The organism is Pseudomonas sp. NPDC089743 (assembly GCF_044748785.1).
GTDB lineage: Bacteria > Pseudomonadota > Gammaproteobacteria > Pseudomonadales > Pseudomonadaceae > Aquipseudomonas > Aquipseudomonas putida_X.
This window is the reverse complement of record NZ_JBIVGS010000021.1, coordinates 17995-31527: the sequence shown is the minus strand read 5'-3', so window position 1 is coordinate 31527 and position 13533 is coordinate 17995. Positions and strand designations below refer to the sequence as shown.

At 62.2% G+C, this 13533-nt stretch carries 13 protein-coding genes; 9 read left to right on the top strand and 4 right to left on the bottom strand.

Annotated features, from left to right (window positions below):
- Positions 1 to 18 precede the first annotated feature (18 nt).
- Positions 19 to 921 carry a LysR substrate-binding domain-containing protein gene (locus ACIPZC_RS24110; RefSeq protein WP_349974712.1) on the bottom strand — a complete coding sequence of 301 codons (903 nt, stop codon included), beginning with the start codon at positions 919 to 921 and terminating at the stop codon, positions 19 to 21.
- A gap of 93 nt (positions 922 to 1014) precedes the next feature.
- Between ACIPZC_RS24110 and ACIPZC_RS24105 the strand changes: the two genes are divergently transcribed.
- From ACIPZC_RS24105 to ACIPZC_RS24065, 9 genes are all read left to right on the top strand, one after another.
- Positions 1015 to 2109, top strand: a complete 1095-nt coding sequence (locus ACIPZC_RS24105) for a tartrate dehydrogenase (RefSeq protein ID WP_400629963.1) — start codon at positions 1015 to 1017, stop codon at positions 2107 to 2109.
- 220 nt (positions 2110 to 2329) lie between these two features.
- The gene (locus ACIPZC_RS24100; RefSeq protein ID WP_349974714.1) at positions 2330 to 3385 is read left to right on the top strand and encodes an ABC transporter substrate-binding protein; all 1056 of its coding nucleotides are present in this window, start codon (positions 2330 to 2332) and stop codon (positions 3383 to 3385) included.
- A 62-nt stretch (positions 3386 to 3447) separates the two neighbouring features.
- Positions 3448 to 4314 carry an ABC transporter permease gene (locus ACIPZC_RS24095; RefSeq protein WP_267818101.1) on the top strand — a complete coding sequence of 289 codons (867 nt, stop codon included), beginning with the start codon at positions 3448 to 3450 and terminating at the stop codon, positions 4312 to 4314.
- A 1-nt stretch (position 4315) separates the two neighbouring features.
- The gene (locus ACIPZC_RS24090) at positions 4316 to 5107 is read left to right on the top strand and encodes an ABC transporter permease (protein WP_267818103.1); all 792 of its coding nucleotides are present in this window, start codon (positions 4316 to 4318) and stop codon (positions 5105 to 5107) included.
- Positions 5108 to 5263: 156 nt separating this feature from the next.
- Positions 5264 to 6724 carry an NAD-dependent succinate-semialdehyde dehydrogenase gene (locus ACIPZC_RS24085; RefSeq protein ID WP_267818105.1) on the top strand — a complete coding sequence of 487 codons (1461 nt, stop codon included), beginning with the start codon at positions 5264 to 5266 and terminating at the stop codon, positions 6722 to 6724.
- Between the two features lie 117 nt (positions 6725 to 6841).
- A complete protein-coding gene (locus ACIPZC_RS24080; RefSeq protein WP_349974717.1) occupies positions 6842 to 7924 on the top strand; it encodes an ABC transporter ATP-binding protein in 1083 nt (360 codons plus the stop codon).
- A gap of 174 nt (positions 7925 to 8098) precedes the next feature.
- Positions 8099 to 9391, top strand: a complete 1293-nt coding sequence (gene gabT / locus ACIPZC_RS24075) for a 4-aminobutyrate--2-oxoglutarate transaminase (protein WP_400629959.1) — start codon at positions 8099 to 8101, stop codon at positions 9389 to 9391.
- A gap of 79 nt (positions 9392 to 9470) precedes the next feature.
- A complete protein-coding gene (locus ACIPZC_RS24070; RefSeq protein WP_267818111.1) occupies positions 9471 to 10151 on the top strand; it encodes a hypothetical protein in 681 nt (226 codons plus the stop codon).
- A 39-nt stretch (positions 10152 to 10190) separates the two neighbouring features.
- Complete coding sequence (locus ACIPZC_RS24065; protein WP_267818113.1) at positions 10191 to 10682, top strand: Lrp/AsnC family transcriptional regulator; 492 nt, start codon at positions 10191 to 10193, stop codon at positions 10680 to 10682.
- Positions 10683 to 10812: 130 nt separating this feature from the next.
- Here ACIPZC_RS24065 and ACIPZC_RS24060 read toward each other — a convergent pair whose 3' ends face one another.
- Genes ACIPZC_RS24060 through ACIPZC_RS24050 form a run of 3 tightly spaced genes read right to left on the bottom strand, consistent with a single transcriptional unit; the run spans position 10813 to position 13508 of the window.
- Positions 10813 to 11451, bottom strand: a complete 639-nt coding sequence (locus ACIPZC_RS24060) for a cupin domain-containing protein (RefSeq protein ID WP_400629956.1) — start codon at positions 11449 to 11451, stop codon at positions 10813 to 10815.
- Between the two features lie 12 nt (positions 11452 to 11463).
- Positions 11464 to 12747 carry an NAD(P)/FAD-dependent oxidoreductase gene (locus ACIPZC_RS24055; protein ID WP_400629954.1) on the bottom strand — a complete coding sequence of 428 codons (1284 nt, stop codon included), beginning with the start codon at positions 12745 to 12747 and terminating at the stop codon, positions 11464 to 11466.
- A 56-nt stretch (positions 12748 to 12803) separates the two neighbouring features.
- Complete coding sequence (locus ACIPZC_RS24050) at positions 12804 to 13508, bottom strand: HAD-IA family hydrolase (RefSeq protein ID WP_267818119.1); 705 nt, start codon at positions 13506 to 13508, stop codon at positions 12804 to 12806.
- Positions 13509 to 13533 lie beyond the last annotated feature (25 nt).

Genomic DNA, 13533 nt, shown 5'->3' with positions numbered 1-13533 from the left:
GACGTTGTCTGCAGCCTCTTAACTACAACGGCCCCTGAAGTACTCACTGAGAAACTCCACCGTTACTTTCACCTTCGCCGAATTGAGCAACGGTGATGTGTATACGGCCCAGATATCCGCAGCCTGCCGATACTCACCGAGCACCTGCACCAACCGTTCTGATAGCAAGTCATCTTTGATGTCCCACCTCGAACGCAGCAATATCCCACGGCCATCCAGGCACCACTGCCGAGCGATTTCACCGTTGTTGGTCGACAAGCTGCCGGTCACCTTCACCGTCTCCGGGCCTCGGGGGCCCGTCAGGTTCCATACGCCAAAGGGGTGGTCGCGCTCCTTGATCACCAGGCAATCGTGGTGCCCGAGATCCGCCAGCGAAGCAGGTGTGCCATGGGCACGCAGGTACTGCGGGCTGGCGCACAACACGCGATGATTCTGCGCCAGCGGCTTGGCGATGACATGGGGGGCAAGGTCGTTACCCACCCGGATGTCCAGGTCCACGCCCTCCTCCACCAAGTCGACCAAGCGGTCGTGAACATCGAGGCGAATATCCAGGCCCGGGTAGCGCGCGCCCAACTCCGCCAATGCCGGCGCCACCATCCGCCGCCCCAGGCCGGCGCTACTCACTACCTTCAGCAAACCTTTGGGCTCGCCGTGAAGGGCATCGATCTCATCACCCAGTTGGCTGACCTGATACAGCAGTTGCTGCGCCCAGCGGCTGACCCGCTCCCCCTCGTCGGTCAGCGTCACGCTGCGGGTGGAGCGGTGCAACAGGCGCAGATTCAGGTCTTGCTCCAGTGCCCGAATACGCTTGCTGACGAACGCGGGTGACATCCCCAGTTCGTCTGCGACGCCGGTGAAGCTGGACCGACGGGCGACCAGCAGGAATACCTCAAGGTCGTGCAAGTTAGGTAGATTGTTCACGATTCAGAAACCAAGTTTCAACGTAGGAGCTGATTTTGTCCGAAATGAATAAGATTAGCCTAGGGCTTCCTTCATCGAACAGAGCCCCTGCCCATGATCACGCACCCTTTTCGCATTGCTGCCATCCCTGGTGATGGTATCGGCCTCGAAGTCCTGCCTGAGGGCATTCGTGTACTGGAAACCGCGGCGCACAAGCACGGCCTGGCGTTGCAGTTCGACACGTTCGAATGGGCCAGCTGCGACTACTACCTGCAGCATGGCAAGATGATGCCCGACGACTGGGCCGAGCAACTCAAGCACTACGACGCCATCTACTTCGGCGCAGTAGGCTGGCCTGACAAGGTGCCTGACCATGTCTCCCTGTGGGGGTCGCTGCTCAAGTTCCGTCGCGAGTTCGACCAGTACGTGAACATCCGCCCGGTGCGGCTCTTCCCGGGCGTGCCGTGCGCTCTGGCCAACCGCAAGGTCGGCGACATCGACTTCGTGGTGGTGCGGGAAAATACCGAAGGCGAGTATTCGTCCATCGGCGGCATCATGTTCGAGAACACCGAGAACGAATTCGTCATCCAAGAATCGATCTTCACCCGCCGTGGCGTCGACCGCATCCTCAAGTACGCCTTCGACCTCGCCGAAAAGCGCGAGCGCAGACATGTCACCTCGGCCACCAAGTCCAACGGCATGGCCATCAGCATGCCCTACTGGGACAAGCGCACCGAAGCGATGGCGGCTCACTACCCGCAGGTCACCTGGGACAAGCAGCATATCGACATTCTCTGCGCCCGGTTCGTCCTGCAGCCCGAGCGCTTCGATGTAGTGGTGGCGTCCAACCTGTTCGGCGACATCCTGTCGGACCTGGGGCCGGCCTGTGCGGGCACCATTGGCATCGCACCGTCGGCCAACCTGAACCCCGAGCGCACCTTCCCATCACTGTTCGAGCCGGTGCATGGTTCTGCGCCAGACATCTTTGGCAAGAACATCGCCAACCCGATCGCAATGATCTGGTCCGGGGCCATGATGCTGGAGTTTCTGGGCCAAGGCGATGAGCGTTACCAGCGCGCCCACGACGACATGCTCCAGGCCATCGAACGCGTGATCGCCGAGGGTTCGGTCACACCTGACATGGGGGGTTCACTCTCCACCCAGCAGGTGGGCGCCGCCATCAGTGACACCCTGGCCCGGCTCGATTGAGCACTGTTCGCGTTGAAACCGGCATATCTGGGGCCTCTGCGCACGATATGCCGTCAACCCCTCGGTTTTTGCAATAAAGCACTTTTGCAGCGCCCATTTGTGCGCCCTTGCGCCTGGGACCTGCCGGTACATTAGACCGAGGGGTCATCCATTCAGCGGCCCAACAAGACCGCCCTGCTCGCCTCCTGCACCTGCCCACATCCGAATGGGAGTTATGCACATGACAATATCCACGCTACGCACCCTGCAAGTTTCCACCCTCGCCTTGCTGATCGGCAGCGCATCGCTTGCCCAGGCTGAAGATTCGATCACCTTCGTCTCACAGGGCGGCGCCTATCAGGAAGCACAAAGCAAGGCGATCCTGGAGCCTGCGGCCAAGAAGTTGGGCCTGACCCTGAAGCAGGACAGCTCGCCCAAGGCCTACCCGATCATCAAGACCCAAGTGCAAAGTGGCAATGTGAGCTGGGACGTGGTCGACCTTCCCACCGGCGACTGTATCCGCGGTGAAGAGGAAGGCCTGTTCGAAAAGCTCGACCTCGCCATGATCCCAAATGCCGCGCAACTGCCGGCAGCCCTCAAGGATGACTACAGCGTCGGCTACATCAGCTATTCCACCGTGCTGGCCTACCGCACCGATGCCTTCGACAAGGCCAACGCGCCGAAAACCTGGGCCGACTTCTGGAACACCGACAAGTACCCGGGCGAACGCTCGCTGCGCAACCTGCCACGCCCTACCCTGGAGATCGCCCTGCTGGCTGACGGCGTGGCACCCGACAAGCTTTACCCGCTGGACGTCGATCGCGCATTCAAGAAGCTCGAACAGATCAAACCCCACATCGCCACCTGGTGGACCTCCGGCGGGCAATCGGCGCAGCTGATCAGCGACGGCGAAGTGGACATGATCCAGGCCTGGAACGGCCGTATCAGCGCCGTGCAAGCAGACGGTGCACCGGTGAAGTTCACCTACGACCAGGGCATCCTCGAAACCAATTCCTTGTGCGTGCTCAAAGGCACCAAGCACCGTGATGCGGCGATGAAGTTCGTCAACGAATTGATCGATGCCCGCCTGCAGGCCGCTTTGCCGATGATCATCGACTACGGCCCGCTGAACCCCAAGGCCTTCGAAACCGGCGTCATCCCGGCCCAACGTGCTGAAGAACTGCCCTCCTCACCCGGCAACATGCAACGCCAGGCCCTGCTGTCGGCCCAGTGGTGGGCATCGGACGCTGGAATCAAGGCTGAAGAACGCTGGTTGTCGTTCGTGCAGAAGCAGTAATCGGAGGCGACATGACACAGGCTTATCTCACACACTCGATACCCGACTCAGGGGCAGCCCCCATGACCACGCCCGAGGCACTGCAGCGTGAAGAGCGCAAAGAGCACGCCAGCATGTTGCTTTTGCTGCTGCCGGCGTTGCTGATGGTTGCGGTGTTGCTGATCCTGCCCCTGGGCTGGCTGGCCATGCAGTCGGTGCAGGGTGATGATGGCTTCACCCTGGCCAATTATCTGCGCATCTTCGAGGAGCGCATCTACTGGGACACTTTCGCCCTGACCTTCAAGATCAGCCTGATCGTCACCGTGCTGTCGATCCTGCTGGGCTTCCCCATTGCCTACGCCGCGGCGCGCCTGCAGGGGCTGTGGGGCAACTTGATTCTGGTCTGCGTCATCATACCCTTCTGGACCAGCGTGCTGGTGCGCTCCTATGCCTGGTTGGTGCTGCTGCAGCGACGCGGCCTGGTCAACCAGACCCTGCTCGACCTGGGCCTGATCGACAGGCCACTGAACCTGATGCACAACACCACCGGCACGGTGATCGGTACCTTGCATGTGATGCTGCCGTTCATGGTACTGCCGCTGTATGCAGTCATGCGCAAGATCCCCCAGGACCTGTTGCAAGCTTCCAGCAGCCTCGGTGCTTCGCCGTTCTATTCGTTCCGCCGGGTGTTCCTGCCCATGGCTGCCCCCGGCGTCATGGCAGGCTCGATCCTGGTGTTCGTGATCTGCCTGGGCTTCTTCATCACACCCGAGTTGCTGGGTGGCGGGCGCACCATCCTGGTGTCGATGCTGGTGCAACGCAATGTCGAGCTGTACCACGCGTGGGGCGCTGCCAGTGCTGTAGGCCTGGTCCTTCTGTTGGTGGTGTTCCTGATCTTCTGGGGCATCAACCGCTTCATCCCGATCGAACGTGTTCTGGGAGCGCGCTGACATGAAAGCCTTGTTTTCCAACCTGCGCATCTCGAACGTTGTGTTCGGGCTGCTGGTAGCGATGATCCTCGCCTACCTGATCGTGCCGGTGCTTATCGTGGTGCCGATGTCGTTCTCCGAAGCACGCTTTCTGCAGTTTCCGCCCAAGGAGTGGTCGCTGAACTGGTACGCGGCGTTCTTCCAGAGCATCGAGTGGATGAGCGCCGCCAAGGTCAGCCTGATCACGGCCCTGGCCACGACCCTGATCTCGCTGCCCATGGGCATGGCCGCGGCCTATGCGATCAACAATTCGTCGCTCAAGATCATCCGCACCCTGCAGATCATTCTGCTGTTGCCGATGATGGTGCCGATCATCCTGATCGCAGCTGGGGTGTTTTTCGTTTACGCCCGGGTCGGCCTGGTCAGCTCGCTGACCGGCCTGGTGCTGGCGCATATCATGCTGGCGCTGCCCTACGTGATCATTGCCTTGCTGGCAGGCCTGCGCAATTTCGACATGTCCCAGGAAATGGTGGCGCGTAGCCTGGGCATGAACCGCTTTCGCGCATTCATGGCGGTGACCCTGCCACAGATCAAACCCAGCGTGGTATCGGCCACCTTGTTCGCCTTCATCACCTCGCTGGATGAAACCGTGGTGGCGCTGTTCATCTCGGGCGGCGACAACCAGACCATCACCAAGCGCATGTTCACGGCACTGCGTGACGAAATCGACCCGACCATCGCGGCCATCAGCTCCATGCTGATCCTCGCCTCCCTGCTGCTGGTGGTCATCGCCGGGCGCAACAAACAGGCCTGACCCTCTGCCGCTTCGCTTCGAGCGTAGCGGCAGGTCCTGCTGTCACCTCACTCAATTCGGCATCTCTGGCTGCCCGCCCGGGCCAACTTGGCATCGGGCGCTGGCGCCGGCTTCTTACACTTTGCCTATCACGGCAACCGAGCTACAGGTAACCCTATGTTGAAAGCCCAATTACGTGACCCGTCTCTACTGATGGAGAAATCCTACGCCAATGGTGCGTGGATCGACGCCGACGATGGCGCCACCCTGGCTGTCGTCAACCCGGCCAATGGTCAGACGCTGGCCCATGTTCCGGCACTTGGGGCCAGCGAAACCCGCCGCGTCATCGCCGCCGCCGAAGCCAGCTTCCAGGCCTGGCGCGACGTGCCGCCGGCGGAGCGGGCCCGTTTGCTGGAAGCCTGGCACCAGGCAATTCTGGCCAACCAGGACGACCTGGCGGTGATCATGAGTGCCGAGCAAGGCAAGCCACTGGCCGAAGCCAAAGGCGAAATCGGCTACGGCGCCAGCTTCGTCAAATGGTTTGCCGAGGAAGCCCGGCGTATCTACGGCGACACCATCCCCGCGCCCAGCAGCGACCGGCGCATCCTGGTGCTCAAGCAACCGGTCGGGGTGGTGGCCGCCATCACCCCGTGGAACTTCCCCAATGCCATGATTACGCGCAAGTGCGCCCCGGCCCTGGCGGCGGGCTGCACCATCGTGGTCAAGCCCTCCGAGCTGACGCCACTGTCGGCGCTGGCGCTGGCAGCGCTGGCAGAGCGTGTGGGGATTCCCGCCGGGGTATTCAATGTGCTGACCGGGCTGCCCGCTGGCGTCGGCAGCGAGCTGACGGCCAACCCCAGCGTGCGCAAGCTGTCGTTCACCGGCTCGACCAAGGTCGGCCAACTGCTGATGAGCCAGTGCGCGGCCACCATCAAGCGGCTGAGCCTTGAACTGGGTGGCAACGCGCCCTTCATCGTGTTCGACGATGCTGACATTGAACTGGCGATCCAGGGCGTGATGCAGAGCAAGTTCCGCAATGCCGGGCAAACGTGTGTGTGCGCCAACCGCATTCTGGTGCAGGACGGCATTTATGACCGGTTCGCCGAACGCCTCAGCGCCGAGGTGGCCAAGCTCAAGGTCGGCGATGCCTTCACCCCCGGGGTCACCCTCGGCCCGCTGATCAACACTGCCGCCGTGGACAAGGTACGCCGGCACATCGACGACGCCGTGGCCAAGGGCGCCTCGGTGATCGCCGGTGGCCTGCCTCAAGGCGATGGCCTGTTCGTGCAGCCGACCGTGTTGCGCGACGCCAGCCCCGACATGCTCCTGGCCAGCGAAGAGACCTTTGGCCCGGTGGCGCCGCTGTTCCGCTTCACTGAAGAGTCCGAGGCGCTGGAAATCGCCAACGCCACGCCTTATGGCCTGGGCGCCTACTACTTTACCCAAGACATGCGCCGTGCCTGGCGCGTCGGCGAGCGCCTGGAGTTCGGCATGGTCGGCCTGAACACCGGGGTCATCTCCATGGAAGTGGCGCCGTTCGGCGGGATGAAACAGTCGGGTACCGGCCGCGAGGGCTCCAAGTACGGGCTGGACGAATTCCTGGAGATCAAAGCCTGGCACATGGGTGGCCTGGGCTGAGCCCGACTCAGCAGATCTGACTTTTGAACCGGAGCAAAACAGCACGAACCGGGTGGCCGGCTGTGCTCAGATGAACACAGCCCGCTAGCCCAGTTGCCCAGTGCAGGAGAATTCGCGATGCATTTCACTGATGGTTTCGAATCGGTCACCGTTCACCAGGTAAGCAAGCACTACGGCAACCTCAAGGCGCTGGATCAGGTCGACCTGAAGGTCGAGGCCGGGGAATTCATGTCGTTGCTGGGGCCTTCCGGCTCAGGCAAGACCACGCTGCTGAGTATCCTTGGCGGCTTTTTGCGGGTGAGTTCGGGCAGCATTTTGTTTGGCGAGCGTGACGTCACATTGATGCCCCCCAATAAGCGTGACATCGGTGTGGTATTCCAGAACTACGCCTTGTTCCCGCACATGACCGTGGGGCAGAACGTTGCGTTTCCCTTGCGCGCCCGCGGCATCAGTGCCAGCAACAGCCGCGAGCAGGTAGCCAAGGCCCTGGCCACGGTGGAACTGGCCGGCTATGAAGACCGCGCGATCAGCGCCCTGTCGGGCGGCCAGCGCCAGCGCGTGGCCCTGGCCCGGGCAATCGTCTTCGAACCCAAGTTGATCCTGATGGACGAGCCATTGTCTGCGCTGGACAAGCAACTGCGCGAAACCATGCAGATCGAGCTGCGTGCCCTGCATAAACGCTTGGGGGCAACCATGATCTACGTGACCCACGACCAGCGCGAAGCCCTGACCATGAGCGACCGCATCGCAATCATGCGTGGCGGCAAACTGGTGCAGGTGGACACCCCGCGCAGGCTTCACGACCACCCGTCCAATGACTTCGTCGCCAGCTTCATCGGTGAAAGCACACTGGTGCCCCTGCAACGCAGCGCTACAGGCCTTAGCCTGGGCGCGACCCCGCTGCGCACCAGCCGCGAAGTCCCGGCCAGTGGTGCGCTGTTCCTGGCCCTGCAATCGGAAAAACTGCTGCTGGACAATGGCAGCGCAGGGCCGGAATGGAACCGCTTGCACGGCCGGGTTTCGGACATCGTCTTTCAGGGTGAGAGCCTGAAGGTGTTCGTCGACCTCGATGATGGGCCGACCATCAGCCTGCGTCAGCCCAGCCATCATGAAGGCAACCTGAGCCTGCCGCAGGTCGGCGCGCCCCTGTGGATGCGTCTGCACCCGCAAGACACCATCGTGGTGCCCCAGGCGAGTTGAGTGGCCTGGCGTGGTCCTCGCCATCCAGCCAGGACCACTGACCAGCGTAATATTTCGTAACCCCCCTGCAAAACAACCGATCTCGCCACCGCCTCCCCCAACTTCAGCGCTTGTCACCCCGGCCAGTCTTTATCCTGAAATCTCCCCACTCCCTGACTTGCCCCGGAGATCACCATGAATCCACCTTTGAGCGAAAACCAACGCCTGCTTGCCTGGCGCGAAGAGAACGTGCCACGCGGCATCGCCACCGCCCATCCGCTGGTGGCAGCGCGTGCCAGCGGTGCCGAACTGTGGGATGTCGACGGGCGTCGCTACCTGGACTTCGTTGGCGGCATCGGCGTACTCAACACCGGGCACAACCACCCCAGGGTGGTGGAGGCGGTGCAACGCCAGGTTCAGCAGCTTTCACACGCCAGCTTTCAGGTGGTTGCATACGAGCCCTATATCGCAGTCGCCGCACGCCTGAACGCGTTGGTAGGCAACGGTGAGCATTACAAGACGGCACTGTTCACTTCCGGGGCCGAAGCCGTAGAAAACGCTATCAAGATCGCCCGTGGCCACACTAACCGCCCTGCAGTCATTTCCTTCACCGGCGGCTTCCACGGCCGCACCTTGCTGGGCGTGACGCTGACCGGCATGAGCCAACCCTACAAGCAGAACTTCGGCCCCTTCCCGGCCGAGATCTACCATGCCACCTACCCCAACCCCTATCGCGGCATCGACAGTGATGAAGCCCTGGCGCGCCTCGATGAACTGTTCACCACCGATGTTGCGCCAGACCGGGTCGCGGCCATTCTGATCGAGCCCGTTCAAGGTGACGGCGGTTTTATCGCCGCACCCAAAGCATTCCTGCAAGGGCTGCGCGAGCGCTGCGATCACCACGGCATCGTATTGATCCTTGACGAGATCCAGGCCGGTTTCGGCCGCACGGGCAAGATGTTCGGTTTCCAGCACGCCGGCATCCAGCCTGACCTGGTCACTGTTGCCAAGAGCCTGGCCGGTGGTATGCCGCTGTCGGGTGTGGTGGGCCGTGCAGCGATCATGGACGCCCCTGCACCTGGTGGGCTGGGCGGCACCTACGGCGGCAACGGTGTGGCCTGCGCGGCCGCACTCGCGGTGCTGGACCTGTTTGAAAGCCAGGACCTGCTGGCACAGGGCGAAGCCTTGGCGCAGCAACTGCACCGAGGGTTGCTGGCCTTGCAACAGGCACACCCGCGTATCGGCGAGGTGCGCGGCCTGGGCTTCATGCAAGCGATCGAGATGGTTACCGGGGATGCTGCCAACAGCCCGGACGCTGCCTTGGCGCAACGCGTGATCGATGAGGCCCGGCATGCCGGCCTGCTGGTCATCAAGTGTGGCGTGCACCGCAACGTAGTGCGCTTCCTGGCGCCACTGGTCACTACCCCGGCGCAGCTGGCCGAGGCCTTGCAGATGCTTGGCCAGGCACTGGATGCCGCGGGTGCCTGATGAATCGCCCAGGGCTGCTGACGCGGCCCTGGCTATAGCCCCGGACGGACCCGCTGAACCATCACAGGAGTCAATACCCATGAAAATCACGCATTACCAGGCACTGGGCTTGTCGTATGCCACCCTGGTCGACCGCGAACGGGGCATTCTCGAAGGCCTGCGCCCCCTTGCGGCGCAATCTGCCCAGCGGCTCAACGACCAACAGTTACTCGCCGCTTATCGCCAGCTGACACTGCAACTGGCGCGCCAGGCCAACAGCCCGGCCGCCTTGCACGGGCAACTGTACCAACGCCTGGCGCAGCAATTGCTTGTGGTTCCGGACTGGGATGCAAGTGTGGCGTTTGGTAGCGCTGCAGCGCAGTGGCCGATCTACGAGGACGCTCCTGGCGCCTTGCAGTACCTGAGCAAGTTCTATCGCCTGGTGCTCATCGCCCCCCGGCACGGCATCGATATCGAAAGCCTGACCCGGCGCTTGCCGGTGGCCTTCGATGCTGTCGTTGAACCGGCTGACGACGACTGGCGGCCGGCCTTGGCACAGGCTCTGCAGGAGATTGAAGTACAACGGATGGGCATGCTGCCCGTTCGCAGCAGTGAACCGGACGACCCTTGGAACAGCTTGGTCGACTTCCCGATCTGTACCCTGCGGCGCGCACAGTCCACCCCCTGGAACCTCACGCATTCGGCACTCGACGCCAAACGTTGTGAATACGCAAGCCTGGCCGACATGGCCCATGCCCACCAATGGGCACTGAGGGCCTGAAGCAGGCAGATCGGCGCGCAATCAACTGAGGACTCAACGATGGACGCGGCAACCAAACTTGATCGCATCGACATCAACATTCTTGTCCAGTTGCAAAAGGACGGGCGGATGACGAACGTCAGCCTCGCCGAAGCCGTGGGGCTCTCCCCCAGCCCCTGCCTGCAGCGCGTCAAACGCCTGGAGGCAGCGGGTTATATCAGTGGCTACGAAGCCCACGTGAACCTGGCCAAGTTCGCCAACTCGGTCACCGTGTTCACAGAAGTTACCCTGCAGGACCACAAGCGTGCGGATTTCGTGAAGTTCGAATCGAGTATCCGCAACATCGATGAGGTGCTGGAGTGTCATCTGATCAGTGGGGGCTACGACTACCTGGTGCGCTTCCTGTGCAGCAGCATCCAGCATTACCAGGAACTGATGGAATCGATTTTGGAGAAGGACATCGGCATCGAGAAATACTTCAGCTACATCGTGATCAAGTCGCCCGTGGTCAAGAGCACCGTGCCAGTGCGTAGCCTGGTCAAAGCCGTATGATCATCGAAGCGCAGTAGAAATGCTCGCTGGGGGCTGGTGGGCTCGGTAACTATCTGCGTGAGCCCAACCGGGTTTTTAAATCTGACCGTTTTCCGACGTGTCTGGATAAGGCGATGAGGCAGCCTTCGGCCTAACCGTAAATGCAATAGACCTTGCGCACCAGCACTTCACTGGCCCAGGCGTTGGTGGCTCCGGCCGGCACGACTACCGTTTCACCCGCGGCAATGGTGTGTTGGGTGCCATCACTCTCCGTCAGCGTGATCTGGCCATCGATGATGTGCATCAGCTCGCTGTAACCCGGCTCCACCTGCCGCCGTTGGTACGGCTCGCACGCCCATACACCAATGCGTAACGCGCCCTGCTCGAACACCGCCTGGCTCCAGGCGCTTGGCGTGGGGCTGAGCAGTACGTTGGCGGACGGCGGATTGCAGGATTGCAAGCGACCATCGAGTGCCAACTTGAGCGGCTGGCCATGGCTGGCAGCCCCCTCCACACCCGGAATGCGAATGAACCAATAACGCAGCGCGCCTTGCGCCTGCCAGTCGAGCGCCACGCCCTGGGGCACCACAAAGCAGTCACCTGCCTTGAGCTGCAACACGAAACCCTCCCCGCTCAGCTTCAGTTCGCCCTCTTCGAGCATCCCCAGCAGCACAGCATCCAATGCTGCGCAACGAAGCGCTTGCGCGCCTTCGCCACGGCCCACCTCGTAACCTGGCCCATACTGATGGCTGATCGGATCGGTTGGACGGTAATGCAGAACCTGCGCCATGAAAGCTCCTGGTCAATGGCCAATGGCATCGAGAAACTGCTGCCAGCCGGCGGCCAGGCGCACACCCGGCGCTCGGAAGGCATGCAAGGGGATCGGGTTGAGACGCTCGCCAGCCAGAAGACGCAAGTCAAGCGGACGACCTGCGGTAAGCTCGGCCAGGCGGGCGCCCATATAGGTCGACATGGCGACCCCACCACCGTTGTAACCGATGGCATAGAAACGCCGCTCATCCAACTTACCGGCATGGGGCAAGCCGTCCAGGGTCATGTCTACCAAACCTGACCAGCGATAAGCGATCGGCTGGCCAGACAACTGCGGGAAGATCTCCGCCATGTTCTCCTCCAGCGCCTTGTAGGCAGCATTGCTGCCATCCTTGCCGAATGCCCCGCGCCCACCGAAGATCAGGCGGTCACCAATCACTCGGAACCAGCGCAGCATACGCTTGGTATCCCCGCACACTTGGCCGCCGGGCAGGAGGCTGGCCAGCACTGCGCTCGGCAGTGGCTCGGTGGCGATGATCGCACTGCAAAACGGCACGATACGCCGGTGCAAGCTGGCGGTGACGGGGGTCAGGTCGGAGTAGGCATTGGTGGCGTACACCAGTTGCTGGGCGTGCACGCGCCCTTGGGCAGTCTCAACCACCACGCCATCGGCGCGGCACTCCACACGCTGGGCCGGGCTGTCGATGAACACCTGAACCCCGCGCCCGTGCAAATGGCGTGCGATACCACGGGCAAAATTGAGCGGGTGCAGCCCCCCGGCCTTGGGGGTCAACATGCCTCCCCTGAAGCGCTGGGAACCCGTCATCTGCGCGACTTCCTCGGCATCCAGCATTACCGAGCTGCGAGTACCGGTTTCCTGCCGTATCCATTGCGACGTCGCCTGCAGGCCAGCGAGCGCCTTATCATTGTGGGCCGCCGCAATGTGACCATTGAGTGTCAGCTTGGCCTCGCTCAAGCCCAGGGTATCGACGGTCTCTATCACACTGTCTACCGCGTCATAGCCGGTGCGATACAGGTGCAGTGCGGTGTCGCGATCGAAACGTTGCATCACGCTCTGGAAGCTGACGCGAAACTTCGGCGACACCACGCCGCCATTACGCCCACTGGCACCGGAGGCCAGGCTGTTGGCCTCCAGCACCACCGGTTCACGGCCACTGTCGGCGATGTGGCGGGCGGCGCTGAGGCCGGTATAGCCGCCACCGATAATGACCACGTCGCACCTGCGATCGCCTTGCAGCGACGAGAGCGGCACGTCGGGCTCGGCAGTGGCGGCCCATAGAGACTGGATATTCATGATGCACTCGTCCGCAATGTCATGACACCGGGGCCGCAATGCGGCCCCACTCCAATTCAGCCCAGTTCCTTCTCCACCGCATCGGCCAATTGCGCCAGTGAGGTGAAGTGGTAGTGGGGCTCGGTGCGCTCGGACTCCAGCGTTCCGCCGGTACCCTTCTGCGCATGGCGGCGCTCGATCCAGCACACCTGGTAACCCAAACGCTTGGCCACACCGATATCGTGGTACTGGCTTTGCGCAACATGCAGGATTTGCTCGAAGACGATGCCCTGGGTAGCCAGAACGCCCCGGGTGTAAGCGAAGAACTGCGGGTCGGGCTTTTCGAAGCGCACATCGTCCACGGTGACCCGCACATCGAAAGGCTCACCCAGGGTACGGGCCATGTGGTTGAGCGCCCAGATGCGTGAGTTGGTGGTGGCGACCAGCTTGAAGTGCTTACGCAGGCGTTGCAGGGCCTCTACCGAATCGGGGAATGCCGGGAAATTCTCTACCGACAGCGCAAGGCCCCGCGCATATTCGGCGCTGTCGGGGAGGTTGAGCTTGGCAGCGATGCGGTGGTAGCAACGCTCCAGGTCGTCAGGCCACCAGCCTGCATCCGACTCCGCGCGGGCTTCACGGTAGGCCTTGAGGATTTCGTCGTCGGTGTAGGGCTTGGCGGCCTCGGCGACTACGCCACGGATATGATTGAGGATGCCAGCCTCGAAATCGATCAGGGTACCGACAACATCGAAGGTCAAGGCTTTGAATGACGTGAAGGACATGGGGCGCTCCGCTGGGGTGAGTGAC

What these genes read in the sequence shown, in the direction of transcription:
- ACIPZC_RS24095 (WP_267818101.1), top strand. Translation starts at nt 3,448, where the DNA reads ATGACCACGCCCGAGGCACTGCAGCGTGAAGAGCGCAAAGAGCACGCC.
- ACIPZC_RS24050 (WP_267818119.1), bottom strand. Translation starts at nt 13,508, where the DNA reads ATGTCCTTCACGTCATTCAAAGCCTTGACCTTCGATGTTGTCGGTACC.
- gabT (WP_400629959.1), top strand. Translation starts at nt 8,099, where the DNA reads ATGAATCCACCTTTGAGCGAAAACCAACGCCTGCTTGCCTGGCGCGAA.
- ACIPZC_RS24055 (WP_400629954.1), bottom strand. Translation starts at nt 12,747, where the DNA reads ATGAATATCCAGTCTCTATGGGCCGCCACTGCCGAGCCCGACGTGCCG.
- ACIPZC_RS24085 (WP_267818105.1), top strand. Translation starts at nt 5,264, where the DNA reads ATGTTGAAAGCCCAATTACGTGACCCGTCTCTACTGATGGAGAAATCC.
- ACIPZC_RS24060 (WP_400629956.1), bottom strand. Translation starts at nt 11,451, where the DNA reads ATGGCGCAGGTTCTGCATTACCGTCCAACCGATCCGATCAGCCATCAG.
- ACIPZC_RS24080 (WP_349974717.1), top strand. Translation starts at nt 6,842, where the DNA reads ATGCATTTCACTGATGGTTTCGAATCGGTCACCGTTCACCAGGTAAGC.
- ACIPZC_RS24100 (WP_349974714.1), top strand. Translation starts at nt 2,330, where the DNA reads ATGACAATATCCACGCTACGCACCCTGCAAGTTTCCACCCTCGCCTTG.
- ACIPZC_RS24065 (WP_267818113.1), top strand. Translation starts at nt 10,191, where the DNA reads ATGGACGCGGCAACCAAACTTGATCGCATCGACATCAACATTCTTGTC.
- ACIPZC_RS24105 (WP_400629963.1), top strand. Translation starts at nt 1,015, where the DNA reads ATGATCACGCACCCTTTTCGCATTGCTGCCATCCCTGGTGATGGTATC.
- ACIPZC_RS24090 (WP_267818103.1), top strand. Translation starts at nt 4,316, where the DNA reads ATGAAAGCCTTGTTTTCCAACCTGCGCATCTCGAACGTTGTGTTCGGG.
- ACIPZC_RS24070 (WP_267818111.1), top strand. Translation starts at nt 9,471, where the DNA reads ATGAAAATCACGCATTACCAGGCACTGGGCTTGTCGTATGCCACCCTG.